Raw genomic sequence first — 15,049 nt, 5'->3', positions numbered from 1 at the left:
AGAGTCTCTCTAGCTGGTAAATATTCCATACATTCATTTTACTGCTATTCCCTTTTTTATGTAATAGGGTTTCTTCATATTTTTAGTAAAGATTTTTTGAATGTGCTGCCTAGAAAACAGCTGCCGAATCTGATCGGCAGCTTACACTAGCTGTTGTAATCTCTGATATCGTTCATTTTCTTCTAGAAGCGTTTGATGGGTTCCAGCTAGCTTGATTTTTCCTTTTTCTAAAAACAATACCTGGTCGTGATCATCAATCCCAACAAAGTGATGGGTGATAAAGATGATCGTTCTTCCTTTTAGGACATTAAACATTTGATGAATGAGGTTCATTTCGGTTTTGGGATCCAAGCCAATCGTCGGCTCGTCTAAAATGATGACCGGATTATTTTGTAGTAGAATTCTCGCGAGGGCAATACGCTGCCTTTGCCCACCCGATAAGCGAAAGCCTGATTCGTGAAGTGGCGTATGAAAGCCAAACGGTAAGCTTTGAATAAAGTCATACATCTCCACCTGCTTGGCTGCCCAGTACACCTCTTCGTCACTAGCCTCTGGCTGGCCGAGACGAATATTATTTAGAATCGTCGTATCAAATAGATGGGGCTGCTGGTTTAATACTGATACGACATGAGCGATTTGCTCTACCAGTTCTTCTGAATTCACTCCATTTAACCGCACATTTCCAGAAGTCGGTTGAATGACTCCTTGTATTAGCTTTAGAATCGTCGATTTCCCTGAGCCGCTCGGTCCTAAGAGAACCAGCTTTTCACCTGGCTCTACTTGAAACGATACATCACTAAGAACCTCCTTCTCCTTTTTATAAGAAAAAGAAACATCTTCTAATACAATCCTTACCTTTTCATTTACAAATGGCTCTTTTCGAATAGAACCTTTTTTCTTAGGTATGCTTTGTGTTTCCATTCCTTCAAGTCTGTTCAATGAATCTTCATAGGTTGGCAACTGGCTGACCGCATCGCCTAACGGCAGAAACGCTTCAGTCAGCGGAAAGACAACTAAGACAAACGCAGCAATGAACGTCGCCTCGAGCGACCCCAATTCAACTTGTTTTGCCGCCCAATTGATGAGAATGAATACGAGGCCAGCCACCATCATCTGGCTGGCGAAGTTCCGAAGATGAACAAAGCTACGGCGTTTTCGTTCATCTTCTAAAATAACTTCTTCTTTTTCTTCAAACTGCTTGATAAAGCTCACTTGTCTGCCGCTAAACATCCACTCACTAATACCTAAGACGGCATCCGTTAAGTGACGGTACAGCTCACTTCTCCCCTGCTTCACTCTGACTAGCTTTGCCCTCGTTACAAGCAAGGAAACAAGCGGGAATACAAAAACGAGAATAAATAGGTAGACTGCCACTATTAGTGCGATTGACCATGAAAACAATCCAAGTACAAGAACACTAATAAGATACACGATACATCCAACTATACTTGGAAAAATCGTTTTTATATACACATCCTGAAGATGCTCAATATCATCTGATAAGGCTCCTAATACATCACCTGTTTGAAGCCTTGAATGAAGAACGAGAATAGTTGGCTCAATCGCTTGATATAAGCGCAGTCGCATTTGTGACAATATGGTTAAGATGACATGATGGCTTACTAATCTTTCGACATATCTTAGGACTGCTCGCAAAATTCCAAAAGTACGCACCGCTACAATCGGAACATAGACAAGTAAGATCGTTTCTGGCAGCGTGGCCGATTTCGAAATCAAATACCCTGAAGCAAACATAAGGGCGGCAGACGCCAAAACAGCTAGCAGTCCGAGGAGAACTACACTCCAAATGAGCTTACGATTTTCCTTTAAATATGGAAGCACCCAGCTGTTTTTCTTCATCCTCTTTCCCCCCTTTGTATTTGCACTAGCTCAGCGTATTTTCCTTGCTTCGCAAGTAGGCTTTCATGTGTACCTGTCTCAACTATTCTTCCGTCATGTAGGACAATGATTTCATCCATCTCCTTCATCCAGTGAAGGCGATGGGTAGCTAAAAGCACCAGTTTACCCTTAAATAACGGCAGCATCTTCTCTTTTACGGACATTTCTGTTTCCACATCGAGATGGGCGGTCGGCTCATCTAATAACAGGATCGGACGATTCTCTAGAAACGCACGAGCTATGGCTACGCGCTGTGACTGTCCTCCACTTAGCTCCCTTCCCGAATCCCCAATCTTTTCTTCTAATCCATTTGGAAGCTCTTCGATTAAAGCGTGTAACCCTGCATGAACTGCAGCTTGTCTCACCTCTTCATCAGAGGCTGAAGGTTGATAAAAACGAATATTGTTAGCAATAGTATCTGAAAAAATATACGGTTGCTGTGAAATATAAAGAAGCTGCTTCTGCCATTCCTCTTTTTGTAGATGGGAACAACCTGTTCCGTTGACAAAGATAGAAGGTGTACTTCCTCCAATAAACCCGCCTATTAAGTCAATGAAAGTAGATTTCCCTGCTCCACTTTCTCCAACAATCCCAATCTTTCTTTTTCCTTTTAAGGTAAAGGACAACTCTTTCAAAATGGGCGCTGATCCCTGATCTAAAATAACGCTTGTATGCTGTAACTCTAGTTGATCATTTGCTGCCCAGTTTGCAAGTTTAAGAGGTTCTTCTTCTGTCAATAGCGGCTCAGATAAAATGGTCCGCATATCCTTCCCTGCTTCCTGTCCATTTAAGGTGGCATGATAATCAGTCCCTATTTCTCTCACTGGCAGAAAGAATTCAGGGGCTAAAATAAGAATCGTGAGGGCAGGCTGTAGCATTATTTTCCCGTCTATTAAACCGAGTCCGAGAAAAACAGCAACCGTCGCAACCGAGAGCATTGTGAAAAAATCCATCGCAAAGGAAGAAAGGAAAGCAATTCGAAGCGTACCCATTGTCGCCTTTTGATAGTCTTCGCTGACAGCTACAATTTTCGATTGATGCTTCCGACTTAGACCTAGAAACTTTAACGTCTCGAGCCCACGTAGAGAATCAACAAAGTGATTCGATAAGACTCGATACGTTTGCCATTGCTTGCCTACTTTGACCTTGGCCGCAAGTCCTAACAAAATCATAAATCCAATTAAAATGGGCATCGTGAGAATTAAAACAACACTAGACTTGATATTTAACGAGAAGACATAGAGAGCAATCATTGCTGGGAGCACCACAACCGCGACAAGCTTTGGTAAGAACAGCTCTAAATACGTTCTTACTTGCAAAACTCCCTCCATCACTAATGTCACAAGCTTTCCGGTTCCTAGCTTTTTGGCATATCTCGGACCTAGCTGAAAAAGTCTGGTCAACACGTCTTGTCGCAGGACAACAGTTATTTTTTCTGCATATGACTCAATTAACAGATTTTTCAACCATTGCAAAGCATATCTTCCAATGAAAGCAGCCATAAACAAGACCAGAGACTGAGAATATGTGGAATTTAGACCATGATAAAAAAGGAGAGCGACCCCTTCTGCAAGAAATATGGCCTGCAGAAGGATGGTCACTCCTTGAAGAATGGTAATCATAGTTAGTGCAGACAGTATACGCTTTATGCCTGCATATCGAAAGAGATCTTTTCCCATTAATAAATCATTCCCTTGCCATCCACTCGTTTTCGGAAAACATAATAACTCCATATTTGATAGCCTAAAACGAAGGGCAGTAGCGAAATGGCGACATATGTCATGATTTTCAACGAATATGCACCTGATGCTGCATTGTATACCGTTAAGTCAAAGTCACTTCCAAGTGAGCTAATCATGACTCTTGGGAAGAGGGCGACAAAGATAAGCCCTATTGTCAATGCAATCCCTAAACCAGATAAAGTAAAGCTTAGTCCATCCTTACTTTTTCTAAGAGAAAGGATTACCGCTCCAAAGCTTACTACGATCGCTGCAATGATTGGCAGCGTTACTAGTGGCCGAACCGTGAACAAATCTGTCTCCACATAACTTACAATTACAAGAACAACCAATGAGCCTAACACAGGATAGACAACCTTTTTAGCCATTTTCCGAGCACGTTCTTGGAGAGAGCCCACTGTTTTTAATGTAATGAACAGTAATCCATGGAGATAGCAAAGCAATGTAACCGTCACTCCTCCAATGACTGAATAGATATTCACATAATCTGTGAAGCCAGCATACATGTTCATGTGTTCATCGATTGGCATTCCACGAAGAATACTGGTAAACAACACGCCGAACAAAAAAGGTGGAAGAATACTTCCGAAAAAAATGACCCAATCCCAGGTTTTCGTCCACTTGTGATGACTCACTTTCCCTCTAAATTCAAAGGCCACACCTCGGCCAATTAATGCAAGCAACACAAACACAAATGGAATATAATAACCGCTGAACATCGTTGCATACCAGTGCGGGAAGGCTGCAAAAATTGCTCCTCCACCTGTTAACAACCACACTTCATTCGCATCCCAGAATGGCCCAATTGTATTAATGAGCATTCTCCGCTCCAGATCATTCGTTGCTAGGAATCGCGTAGCCATTCCCACGCCGAAATCAAAGCCTTCTAAAAAGAAGAACCCAATAAATAAAACTGCAACTAGTACAAACCAAAGCTCACTTAGCTCCATTATTGATAAGCCCCCTTATCAAACGGGTCAACTGAAACCGTTACTTCATGGTTTTCACTATGGTCATGGTCAGCACCCTTTTTAATTTCACGGATAAACAAGTATACAAGTACAACTGCTAAAATCGCATAAATGACGGTAAAAGAAATGAATGAGAATAACAACGCTTCTTTAGACACATTTGGGGAGACTGAAGCAGCTGTTGTCATTAAGCCGAACACCGTCCATGGCTGCCTACCAATCTCGGTCATGATCCAGCCCGCTGTGTTTGCAATAAACGGGAAAGAGATCAACCACACCATTGTGCGAAGATACCATTTGCTTGTATCGAGCTTGTTGCGATAGCTTAGCCATAGCCCTAACGCTGAAAAACCAATCATGACCATTCCTGCTAACACCATAATACGAAAGCTCCAAAATGTTTCATTGACTGGAGGAATATAATTGCCTTCTCCATATTTCTCTTCATACTCCGCTTGAAGTGTATTCATCCCAGGAACACTGCCTTCAAACTTTTCGTACGTTAAATAGCTTAATGCATAAGGAATCTTAATCTCGAAGGAATTCTCCTGTTTTTCTTCATCAATAATAGAGAAAACCGTCCAAGGTGCAGGGTCTTCACTATCCTCCCATAACCCCTCACTTGCCGCCATCTTCATTGGCTGTGACTCCATTAAATGTTGTGCTTGCGAATGCCCACTAAGGGCAATTCCCATACCTGAAATTAGCCCGACAACCATAGCTAATTGAAAGGATTTATTAAAAATAACTAGCTCTTTCTTTCGCCAAATCTTATAAGCACTAACGCCACCAATAAAGAAAGCACCTGTAGCAAACGCTCCAAACACTACATGGGGAAATTCCACTAAAAACTGTGGGTTCGTTAATAGAGCAAAGAAATCATTCATTTCCGCTCGTCCGTTCTGAATCACAATACCGACTGGCTCTTGCATAAAGGAGTTAGCCGCTAAAATCCACATCGCTGAAATCATTGTGCCAATGGAAACCAGCCAAATACACATTAAATGAACCTTCTTTGATAACCGATCCCATCCGAAAATCCAAAGACCGATGAACGTGGATTCCATGAAGAATGCGAGCAATGCTTCAATCGCAAGCGGGGCTCCGAACACATCTCCAACAAACCGACTATACTCAGACCAGTTCATTCCAAACTGAAACTCCTGTATAATTCCCGTTACAACACCAACTGCAAAGTTAATTAAAAATAAATGCCCCCAAAACTTAGTCATTTTCAAATATACTTCATCCTTTTTGAAAACATACAATGTCTCCATTAAGGCAACGATAAATGCTAAACCAATTGACATTGGCACGAATAAAAAGTGAAATATCGTTGTTGAGCCAAACTGAAGTCTAGCCAATAGTAACTCATCCATTTAAGAACCTCCTACTCATATTTCTCACAAATACATCTCCCCATTGTACCCCGTATCGTATGAAACAATATGAGTGTACCACCGGGATATGATTATATTGTGATAACATTTTTACGGATCTGTGACAGGCGTAATTCTTCATAATTTAGACAAAAATAAAGAAATTGCTTTCAATATTGAGTAAAAAATATTATTTGAATATATCTAATATTGAGTGATATATTTACTAGCACTTCTTACATCCCTCACAAAGATTCCTTTCAAACTTCATCTGATTTTCATTCATGTCACACAACTATCCGCTATTCTCTTACTTAGAAAATAAATTGGAGGAATGTACTTTGGCTTGGAAATGGAACAAAAATATTCATTTGTATATTGGACTCTTATGTAGTGTGATGATTCTATTACTTTCATTAACAGGATTAGTTATTAACAATAAGTTTCTATTCATGGGATCTCAGGTAATCACTTATCAAAATCCCGATTTAGGAAAAAAATTGCATTCTAACTCGCATAGCCATGATGCTCCTGTTCAATCCGATTCAAATTTTTCCATTACAGAAATAGTAGATAAAGCAGCAAGGACTGGAAAGTTTCAATTAAACGAAGTAAAAACGGTCTCACTCATGGATCATGGCTTTGGCCCATCTTATTACATTGGGTTAAACGATGATAAGCAAACACAGGTTGTTGTTAATACAGAAGGAGTCATTTCGAAAATTTATTATAACCCCGTAACACAAACAGCTCACGATTGGCATATTGGATTATTCGGCGGGGAACGCTATACAAATTTAATTAACTTCGCGACAATTGGCATGATTATCTTAACTGGTACAGGAGTATTCCTTTCTATTCGCACATTGGCTGGACAAGCAAAAGCAAGGAGAATAAGACGAGCGAGGAAGGAAGTATCAAGTAAGGTAGCCTGATTGATTTCCAATCCATTCGTTTGCTTTCTTGAAAGCGTTCGCTATGACTGCAACAGGTTCGACGAAGATAGCTCAAATAAAATAGGCTATAGACAAACTCAAATTGCTTCAAGTTTGTCTATAGCCTAAATCATGTAGGATTAGTCTTTCATTCCATATAAATCCATCGATACACGAAAGCTTGACACATGGATCCATAGCATGCAAATCCGTCAATTACTAACTACGTCTGATCCTCTAAGAGAATTCTGTTATTATAATGATTTCACTAGTAATAGTTCATCTCGAATTGGAATGCCATTGTCTGCATAGAGCGGTATCTCTGGTTTAAGGAGCCTCGCTTGTTCAACCGCATTTGAAAGTACCTCTACCAACTGATAGCCTCTCTTTTGATAGAAAGCAAGGGCATGAAGATTGTCATTTGTTGTTATTAGCTTTATTTCCTTGCAGTTCTCCTTCTTCGCTTTCCTTTCAATGGCTGTCAATAACCTAGAGCCAACCCCTTTATTCACGACCTTGCTATCTAACGAAATAATTTCACATTCACGACCTTCGATAATATATGTAAGAAGACCAATAATGGATTTCTGCTGGTCTACAACCGCATATCCGTCTAACGTATCGCATTGAAAAATCCCACTAGAAATAACCATCTGTGAAGTTCCCCAATGCTCGACAAAGAAGGTTGTGACCTCTGAATAATCTAATACGTCAGTAGAAACCACTTCTAAGGAAGCTCTAGCCTTTAGACGATGGATTAACTCTTCAGTTTGTACTAGCTTTACAAGCTCTTCGAGGGAAAAATGCCCTAATAAATACGAAATTACTTCTTTATATAACCGATAGGTAGCATCTTGGTCTTCTTCAATGATTTTCCAAACTTCTTGCTCAGATAATTGATTTGGTTCTGTCGTAAATTGATCTGCTGCATGAAGAGCAAAACCTTCAAAAAACCACTTCGGCCCCATCTTCTCTTCTTCTCCATTTAACACTCGAATATGTAATTCATGAGCAAACTCATGAGCTATTAACTTTTCATAAAAAGCCTCTTCCTCCCCTAGAGGATAGAGCTCCAAATACAAGTCAGGAGAAACGATAAGAAGTTCTCCATTTGCAACAATGGCTGAAGCTGTTCTTGGAACCACTGTACTTTCATCCAATTGAAAGGCAAAACGAACTGCATCATCAAAGGCTACTTTCGAATCGAAGAAGCGAACACCTTTCACAAATGGATCGATAGCATATGCACCCCATTGATGGGCTTCGGCAAAAGCTGTCATTCTGTTCTGAGCTGCTGCAACGGTCTGTCTAAACGTTTCTCTTTGGTCTTCCAGGGAAGGAGCTAGTTTCATCTCACATAATAATGTTTCCATCTTCTTCAGTCCTTTTCTCTAGTATTCTATTTCCCAAGCCCAAACAAGATGAGACTTAATAAAACGGGAGTCGCAAACATGCCAATAATTAAATAAACTCCATTTTCAACTTCTATTTCTCGGTTCAGCCATTCCGATTTTTTCGCCAGGGATTTAAGTCCAAATAGACATAGTAGCAATAAGCTTGCGGCTGCAACAGATTCTACTCCTTCAATGAACGAGATTCGATCAAAAATAAATATACTTACTCCAGTGATAACAATGATAACTGCTGCTTCCATGACAGATAAAATTTTCATTATCTTCACTCCATTTCTTCTATATCTATACTTTTCTACCACCACTCAAAACAACTTTCAAGGTGAACAATTCCCTCAGTTACAGCTAGTGATTAGAAGAATTATGGTGTTTTAGCCATTTGAAATGAAATTACGCCGAGAATTCCATTTCGTATACGCTTCTTGACGTTCCTCCATACCCCAACTCTTTTACAATTATTTACTGAAAAGTATAACATCCTCCGAAACAGTATGCCTAGTATGTATTCATAATTGTAACAACATTCCGTCTTCTTACGACTAATAAGTGTAAAGGGGGGAAATCCAATTGAAGAAGCGACTATTTATCTTTTTGCTAACTCTTGGAATCATGACAGGTTGTACAAATGATGTGAAAGATTCTTCAGATAATGCTCACGATGAAACGCGTTTAGCTGACTCACTTGCCATCACAAGGGCCACACTTGATCAAGTACAGCAAATGTACGCCCATCACACTACTCTTTCACTTAAGGAAACAGACGTGAACGAAAAATCAGTGACATTAACATTTGAAGCACACTCTGTATCCACTCAAGAACAACTGGAACAAGGAGTTAAGGATGTTCTAATGGAAATCAGTAAGCATACCGTCGACAGTGAACCCATATCTGACGGGATTGCTACGGTATACGACCATTACAATGTCTACATCATCGTTAATGATGATGTAAAGGAAATATCCAAAGCGACAATAAAAAAAGCAGAACAGCAAATTACCTGGGGTTCGATTATTAATTAAAGTGTTTATAGCAATCACTATCTAGCGAAATGAAAACCATCAGTATAAGGCTTGACTTTGATGACTGTGGACATTTTTGAGTGTTTGCAGTTTTTTATTATGAAAAATAGGAAAGTAAATAGTTCGTTCAGATAACATACGAAATGTACTTCCCTTTTATTTTCCACATAACCATTGTAATACGATGTACTTCGTATTACAATGGTTAATACAGCATTTCATAAGGAGGGATACCATGGATAAGGAAATGATGAAGGGAAGTATCGATTTACTTCTATTGTCACTTATAGCAAAGAAGGAAATGTATGGTTATGAAATCACGAAAGTATTAAAACAGTTAAGTAATGATCAATATGCGATGAGCGAGGGTACTCTTTACTCGGCATTGAAGCGTCTTGAGAAAAAACTTTGGATTGAGTCCTACTGGGTAGATACTGAGTCGGGAAGAAGGAAGTACTACAGGATGACTGATGGCGGCATGATCGAGCTGAAGCAAAAGCAAAAGGATTGGGGATTTATAGAAAGTTTAATTCGAAAAAGCTCAGAGGGCCTTCTATGAAATCTCCTTTAGAGCAGTACGTAAAACGGATTGTTCAGCATACTGAAGGCAGCGAAGAAGAGAAGGAAGATTTGTTCGAAGAGTTGCTCGTACATCTTGAGCTATCTACTGAACAATTTATGGAAGAAGGCTTTAGCCAAGTGGAAGCTGAAAAAAAAGCGATGGAACAATTCGGTTCGGAAGGAGAAATTGGATCGCAAATTCAACAATCTCTCTTCCCCTACCGAAAAGAAATGATGCTTTCACTAGCCATATCCTCCATCCTATTTTCAATTAGCCTGTACACAATCCAACTAATAAGCAATGGAGAAGCGTATATTGGCTGGCTTGTATTAAGCATGTTCACAAGTACGATGATTCTCATCATTCCACTTAATCACTATTTTCATATTAATCGAAAGCGTTGGATGAACGGCTTACTGGTCGTTCATATTCTCACTTATCTCTATGGATATGCGATTGCCACGTATATGGAGCATCCGCTTTCTGTTGGATTTTCGATTTGGGATATTCTCAATATTGGGTTAGCGTTGATTCTCATTTACCGCACAACCCTTTATGATTTCAGTGTGAAAGATAAGTCAACTAAAATTCTGCACGGCATAAATATTACATCTGGGATCTTCATTATCGGTGCTTCGTTATTTTTAATTTGGGGCGGACTAATAATGATCGGAGAATGGCAGCCAATTATGCTATTGTTCGCGAGCCCTATCTTCATATGGTCAGGCCTGTATTTTGTCCAAATCAAGCTAGCGAAAAAGAACCGAAGAATCGCTTTTATCCTTGGTAGCATACCGGCCATAGGTGCCATGGCTGTGCTACTAACTTTACTGTTTTTTATGCTCGTCTAAGATTGGAGTTTTCCTAAATGAAAAAAACACCGCTAATGATTATTGTTGTGATGCTAACTTCGATAACTGCTACACTCGCAATCGCAGGTCTGATGTTTCAAAAAGAGGACAACGAGAAGCAAAATGGGCTCTCCCATCACTTCGATATATCCTCTCAAGGTACGATAGCATATGTTTCCTATCAAAAAGGGAAGCCTCAGCTACATCTTTACAATGAAAAGCTAGGCATCTCTGATCAAGCATATGAACTTGATAATGAACATACCATTGTTGACCCTAGCTTTTCACAGGATGGCTCGACTCTAGCCTTCGTGGCGTTTCCGAAGGACCTTGAAGAAGAAAAGAAGATGACAAGTAAGGTATATTTACTAGATCTTAGAACAAAGGAAGTGACAGAGGCTTTTTCAAAGGAAGGAATTATTATGGAGGTAGAATATTCTTCGGTAAAGCCTATCTTATTCTATCTTTCTGCCAATACGTATACCAATTATTCACCAATTGCTAGCAAACGCCCCCATGGACTGGACATATTTCAATATGACTTGGAAACAAATGACCACCAACAAGTAACTGAGCTAGAGAAATATTCGATGAGTTCCTTAACCGTTTCACCTAATGGGGAAAAAGTGTATGTGCAAATGGATGACGATGATGGAGTAGAGACAGCAGAGGACTCGTTCAATGTTCATCAGCGAATTTTTGAAATCCCTCTAGACAATCCTACCCATGCGCGCATCGTAACGAATCCAAATCGAGAAGTAGATATATTCACATTTAATTTAACACCAACTGGGTCTGATTTAATTTTCCAATCGATTGCAAACGCAGAGGAAGGCGGTACTTTCGAATATGAGCTTTACCAGTTCCATATGAATACGAATGAAGAAACCCAGCTAACAAACCTAGGAGAATATACAACGAACCCAGTCGTCACCGCCGATGGAAAGGAAATCTATTTTGTCGTTGATAAGAAGTTCGGTCAAAATGGAGAAGAAAACCATTTGTATAAGATGTCCATTGATGGAAAAGGCATCGAAGAAGTCATGCTTTTCGAAGACTGATAGTTGGATGAAAATGTGTGAGATCCCCTCCTCCTAGGTCTCGAGTCTGATAAGAAATTAAACCTCTGGAACAATTTTCTTCCAATGATTTGTTCCATAAAATAATACTAGAGAATCCTGCTGCTGAACGAGGAGGGAATACCATGAATCATCAAAAGGAGCGGAAAGTTTATCTTGTTTTAACAGATACAGGAACGATTTTTACTAGATTAATAAGATTATATACGAAGCAAACATATAACCATTCTTCTCTGTCACTGGATCTGCAGCTGGAGAATCTATACAGCTTTGGGAGAAAACAGCCCTGGAACCCTTTCATTGGAGGTTTTGTTAAGGAACAAGTTGGCGAAGGACTTTTCAAAAAAGCCACTTGTGAGATTTACTGCCTTAATATTACAGAAGAGCAGTTTCAGCATATCCAACAACAAATTCAGCAATTTGAAGATAAGCAGCATGAATATAAATATAATTTACTAGGCTTATTCGCTCTTATGTTTCGAAAACCATTAGATAGGGAAAATGCGTTCTTCTGCTCTGAATTTGTAAGTACGCTATTAACTAGAAGTAGGGCAGTGGCGTTTAATAAACCGACCTGTTTTGTCACCCCATCCGATCTGGGACAGCTTGAAGATGTGGAATACATATATCAGGGTTCAATTAGAGACTACTCACATACACCGACTAAAAAGGTTTTAATCCCTATTCTTTTAAATGGATAACAGCAATTGTCCAATTATTATGCTATAGTTATTATATCTGAATATTTAAATAACAATGTTTCTAGGAGGATTTTAATGACTGTAGAACAATTATCTTTGACTGACTGGCATAAAAAGCAGGCAGTACATAATTTTAATGCGACCTGGGACCTTATGGAAAAGGAAAACCGTACACAAGAAGAAGACTTTCAGATGATTCACACAGCCCATGCATCTCGGTTTCACTGGGGAGAAATTGGCACCCCTCTTGAATTCAGTAGAGGAGAATGGCAGATTTCAAGAGTGTACTCCCTATTAGGCATGTTTCAAAGTGCACAATCCCATGCCCAGTACTGTCTGGAGCTTTGCGAACTCAACCAAATCGGGGATTTTGATTATGCTTTTGCCCATGAGGCATTAGCACGGGCATATAAGGCAGGAAATGACCTCTCTTCTATGGAAAAGCATCTAAAGCTAGCATACAAGGCAGCTGAAGGCATCTCAGAAGAAGGCGACCGAAATTATTTACTTTCTGAGCTGAAAAGTCTAGAAGAATAAAATAAGAAGCTGGCAGATCCATTCTCTGTCAGCTTCTTTTGATTGGCTTCTTTATTTATAAGTTATATAGCTTACTATATTTGTTTTCTAAATAGCGGACGAGATACTGAGAGTTTAACTCTTCACCAGTTACTTTTTGAATAAGCTCAGCTGGTAGATAGAGTGAACCGTGCTGATGGATGTGTTCCCGAAGCCATTCACGTATTCCAAGCAGATTTCCATGGCCAACTTGCCCGTAAAAGTCTGGAATTTGCTTTTCAATCGTATGGAGTAATTGAGCAGCATAAAGATTTCCTAATGAGTACGTATGGAAATAACCAATTGCTCCAAATGACCAATGGACATCCTGCAAAACACCAAGAGAATCTGTTTCTGGTACAATCCCAAGATAATCTTCCATTTTTTCGTTCCAAACTCGTGGTAAATCCTTTACCTCTAAATCTCCAGCAATTAACCCTTTTTCAATTTCATAACGAAGCATGACATGGAGATTGTAGGTAAGCTCATCCGCCTCTACTCGTATAAACGAAGGCTGCACACGATTCACTGCCAGGTGGAATTGATCAACTGACACATCCCCAAGCTGCTGTGGGAACAACCCTTGTAAGTCGCCATATGCTGCTCGCCAAAATTCTTTCGAACGACCAACCATATTCTCTAAAAAGCGCGACTGTGATTCATGGATTCCAAGAGAAGTACCTCTTCTTAGAACCGATCCCTCATAATTTTCATGAACGCCCTGCTCGTATAAAGCATGACCCGCCTCATGAATGGTAGAGAAAATCGCAAACTGTAAATTATTCGTTGAATAGCGGGTTGTAATCCGTACATCATTTTTATTGACTGCCATCGCAAATGGATGTGCTGTCGGATCTAAACGCCCCGCTTCTAAATCATAGCCAAGCTTAGGTAACAGCTTAAGCAAGAACTCCTTTTGAGTCTCGATTGGATACTCTTTTTGTAAAAAAGAAGAATCAGGCTGCGTTCCTGACTTTTTAATCCGCTCTAATAAGTCGATGCTGCTCGCACGTAGGTTCTTAAAGATTTCATCCACTTCTTCTACTGTCGAGCCTGGCTCAAATTCATCCATCAACGCATCATACGGATGCTTCTCGTAGCCATAGTACTCAGCAAATTTCCGCTTAATATCGAACATTTTCTGCAAATATGGCTGATATAAAGAGAAGTTATTTAGAGAGCGAGCATCCTCCCAGGCGTTATTTGCCTCCCCTTGAAGAACACTGTATTCTTTAATCAATTCCTCTGGAATACTCTTACTTCTGGAGTAGGTTTTATGACGAATGCGCACCGCTGCTTTCAGTGCAGGGTCCAATGTTTCATATACATTAGGCTTAGTTAACACATCTAAGCATTCGGCCATATCTTTAGATACAGTCATCTTGAACATTTCAGTTGACACTACTCCCGTTGCTTTAGCAGCAGTAATTCTCCCCTTTTTGGGAGCCTTTACTTTCGCATCCCACCCTGCAAGGCTTAACAAGCTTGAAAACGCACTAATTTTCTCATCTAATGCTCGAAATTGCTTTTTCGCTTCTTCCACATTTAATAAGGTTTGCATAATATCCCCCTATGTAAGAAATTTCAGATAATTACAATTTTTATTATACAGTATATTATTTCGATAGTCGAATGATTTCTTTAACTGATTTCTGTAAAGGAGAAGCGTGGACGGGCTCGTTCTAATATGAGGTTCTTTTTGCGAATTCATTTTGCAAGTGAGAGCGAAATTCCAAAAGTGTGAGCGATTTTTGAATTGCTGCGAGCGAACGCTCACAAGTTGGGCATGGGCAACTTGTTCTCGGTTTCATCGAGAGAGCTACCCTACCTGATATAGTCACCTCTCCCTCAAAAAATCTTCACTTCGTTTAATAAGTATGTTCTTTTCCGTAAAAGCGTATCTACTGGAGTCAATTTCTACGGTACTAAACCCCATTTGGAGCGAA

The 15,049-nt window shown here is 39.9% G+C and carries 14 protein-coding genes; 7 read left to right on the top strand and 7 right to left on the bottom strand.

Features of this window, described 5'->3' with window-relative positions; all coding sequences use genetic code 11:
- Window positions 1-141: 141 nt before the first annotated feature.
- From cydC to LS684_RS03850, 4 genes are read right to left on the bottom strand one after another with little or no spacing between them, the layout of a single operon-like run.
- Window positions 142-1,860 (bottom strand): thiol reductant ABC exporter subunit CydC, encoded by a 1,719-nt coding sequence (gene cydC, locus LS684_RS03865; protein ID WP_233810123.1) that lies wholly within the window; start codon window positions 1,858-1,860, stop codon window positions 142-144.
- Window positions 1,857-3,578, bottom strand: coding sequence for a thiol reductant ABC exporter subunit CydD (gene cydD, locus LS684_RS03860; RefSeq protein WP_233810122.1), 1,722 nt, complete (start codon window positions 3,576-3,578; stop codon window positions 1,857-1,859). Before cydD ends, cydC begins: the two co-directional genes overlap by 4 nt.
- The gene (gene cydB / locus LS684_RS03855; protein ID WP_233810121.1) at window positions 3,578-4,588 is read right to left on the bottom strand and encodes a cytochrome d ubiquinol oxidase subunit II; all 1,011 of its coding nucleotides are present in this window, start codon (window positions 4,586-4,588) and stop codon (window positions 3,578-3,580) included. The genes cydD and cydB overlap by 1 nt, the downstream gene beginning before the upstream one ends.
- Window positions 4,588-5,988, bottom strand: coding sequence for a cytochrome ubiquinol oxidase subunit I (locus LS684_RS03850; RefSeq protein WP_233810120.1), 1,401 nt, complete (start codon window positions 5,986-5,988; stop codon window positions 4,588-4,590). Before LS684_RS03850 ends, cydB begins: the two co-directional genes overlap by 1 nt.
- Before the next feature lie 341 nt (window positions 5,989-6,329).
- Here LS684_RS03850 and LS684_RS03845 point away from each other — a divergent pair, with 341 nt between their 5' ends.
- Window positions 6,330-6,923 (top strand): PepSY-associated TM helix domain-containing protein, encoded by a 594-nt coding sequence (locus LS684_RS03845; RefSeq protein ID WP_233810119.1) that lies wholly within the window; start codon window positions 6,330-6,332, stop codon window positions 6,921-6,923.
- A gap of 254 nt (window positions 6,924-7,177) precedes the next feature.
- Here the strand turns inward: LS684_RS03845 and LS684_RS03840 are convergent, their stop codons facing one another.
- On the bottom strand, window positions 7,178-7,681 hold the full coding sequence (locus tag LS684_RS03840) for a GNAT family N-acetyltransferase (RefSeq protein WP_432418815.1): 504 nt from the start codon (window positions 7,679-7,681) through the stop codon (window positions 7,178-7,180).
- A gap of 641 nt (window positions 7,682-8,322) precedes the next feature.
- Window positions 8,323-8,595: a hypothetical protein gene (locus tag LS684_RS03835; protein ID WP_233810118.1), complete on the bottom strand. Its 273-nt coding sequence runs from the start codon at window positions 8,593-8,595 to the stop codon at window positions 8,323-8,325.
- A gap of 307 nt (window positions 8,596-8,902) precedes the next feature.
- Here LS684_RS03835 and LS684_RS03830 point away from each other — a divergent pair, with 307 nt between their 5' ends.
- The 6 genes from LS684_RS03830 to LS684_RS03805 all read left to right on the top strand — a co-directional run bounded on the left by LS684_RS03830 (window position 8,903) and on the right by LS684_RS03805 (window position 13,085).
- Complete coding sequence (locus tag LS684_RS03830; protein ID WP_233810117.1) at window positions 8,903-9,355, top strand: hypothetical protein; 453 nt, start codon at window positions 8,903-8,905, stop codon at window positions 9,353-9,355.
- Window positions 9,356-9,590: 235 nt separating this feature from the next.
- Window positions 9,591-9,914: a PadR family transcriptional regulator gene (locus tag LS684_RS03825; protein ID WP_233810116.1), complete on the top strand. Its 324-nt coding sequence runs from the start codon at window positions 9,591-9,593 to the stop codon at window positions 9,912-9,914.
- Complete coding sequence (locus tag LS684_RS03820; RefSeq protein WP_233810114.1) at window positions 9,911-10,768, top strand: permease prefix domain 1-containing protein; 858 nt, start codon at window positions 9,911-9,913, stop codon at window positions 10,766-10,768. Before LS684_RS03825 ends, LS684_RS03820 begins: the two co-directional genes overlap by 4 nt.
- Window positions 10,769-10,785: 17 nt before the next feature.
- Window positions 10,786-11,829 (top strand): TolB family protein, encoded by a 1,044-nt coding sequence (locus tag LS684_RS03815; protein ID WP_233810112.1) that lies wholly within the window; start codon window positions 10,786-10,788, stop codon window positions 11,827-11,829.
- A 143-nt stretch (window positions 11,830-11,972) separates the two neighbouring features.
- Complete coding sequence (locus tag LS684_RS03810) at window positions 11,973-12,548, top strand: hypothetical protein (protein WP_233810110.1); 576 nt, start codon at window positions 11,973-11,975, stop codon at window positions 12,546-12,548.
- A 75-nt stretch (window positions 12,549-12,623) separates the two neighbouring features.
- On the top strand, window positions 12,624-13,085 hold the full coding sequence (locus LS684_RS03805; RefSeq protein WP_233810108.1) for a hypothetical protein: 462 nt from the start codon (window positions 12,624-12,626) through the stop codon (window positions 13,083-13,085).
- Window positions 13,086-13,140: 55 nt separating this feature from the next.
- Here LS684_RS03805 and LS684_RS03800 read toward each other — a convergent pair whose 3' ends face one another.
- Window positions 13,141-14,664, bottom strand: a complete 1,524-nt coding sequence (locus LS684_RS03800; protein WP_233810106.1) for a carboxypeptidase M32 — start codon at window positions 14,662-14,664, stop codon at window positions 13,141-13,143.
- Window positions 14,665-15,049 lie beyond the last annotated feature (385 nt).

It is taken from the genome of Cytobacillus spongiae (genome assembly GCF_021390075.1).
Note: the sequence above shows the minus strand (reverse complement) of the source record. Positions and strands in the feature narration are given on the sequence as shown.

What these genes read in the sequence shown, in the direction of transcription:
- cydD (WP_233810122.1), bottom strand. Translation starts at nt 3,578, where the DNA reads ATGGGAAAAGATCTCTTTCGATATGCAGGCATAAAGCGTATACTGTCT.
- LS684_RS03800 (WP_233810106.1), bottom strand. Translation starts at nt 14,664, where the DNA reads ATGCAAACCTTATTAAATGTGGAAGAAGCGAAAAAGCAATTTCGAGCA.
- cydC (WP_233810123.1), bottom strand. Translation starts at nt 1,860, where the DNA reads ATGAAGAAAAACAGCTGGGTGCTTCCATATTTAAAGGAAAATCGTAAG.
- LS684_RS03820 (WP_233810114.1), top strand. Translation starts at nt 9,911, where the DNA reads ATGAAATCTCCTTTAGAGCAGTACGTAAAACGGATTGTTCAGCATACT.
- LS684_RS03815 (WP_233810112.1), top strand. Translation starts at nt 10,786, where the DNA reads ATGAAAAAAACACCGCTAATGATTATTGTTGTGATGCTAACTTCGATA.
- cydB (WP_233810121.1), bottom strand. Translation starts at nt 4,588, where the DNA reads ATGGAGCTAAGTGAGCTTTGGTTTGTACTAGTTGCAGTTTTATTTATT.
- LS684_RS03805 (WP_233810108.1), top strand. Translation starts at nt 12,624, where the DNA reads ATGACTGTAGAACAATTATCTTTGACTGACTGGCATAAAAAGCAGGCA.
- LS684_RS03810 (WP_233810110.1), top strand. Translation starts at nt 11,973, where the DNA reads ATGAATCATCAAAAGGAGCGGAAAGTTTATCTTGTTTTAACAGATACA.
- LS684_RS03850 (WP_233810120.1), bottom strand. Translation starts at nt 5,988, where the DNA reads ATGGATGAGTTACTATTGGCTAGACTTCAGTTTGGCTCAACAACGATA.
- LS684_RS03825 (WP_233810116.1), top strand. Translation starts at nt 9,591, where the DNA reads ATGGATAAGGAAATGATGAAGGGAAGTATCGATTTACTTCTATTGTCA.
- LS684_RS03835 (WP_233810118.1), bottom strand. Translation starts at nt 8,595, where the DNA reads ATGAAAATTTTATCTGTCATGGAAGCAGCAGTTATCATTGTTATCACT.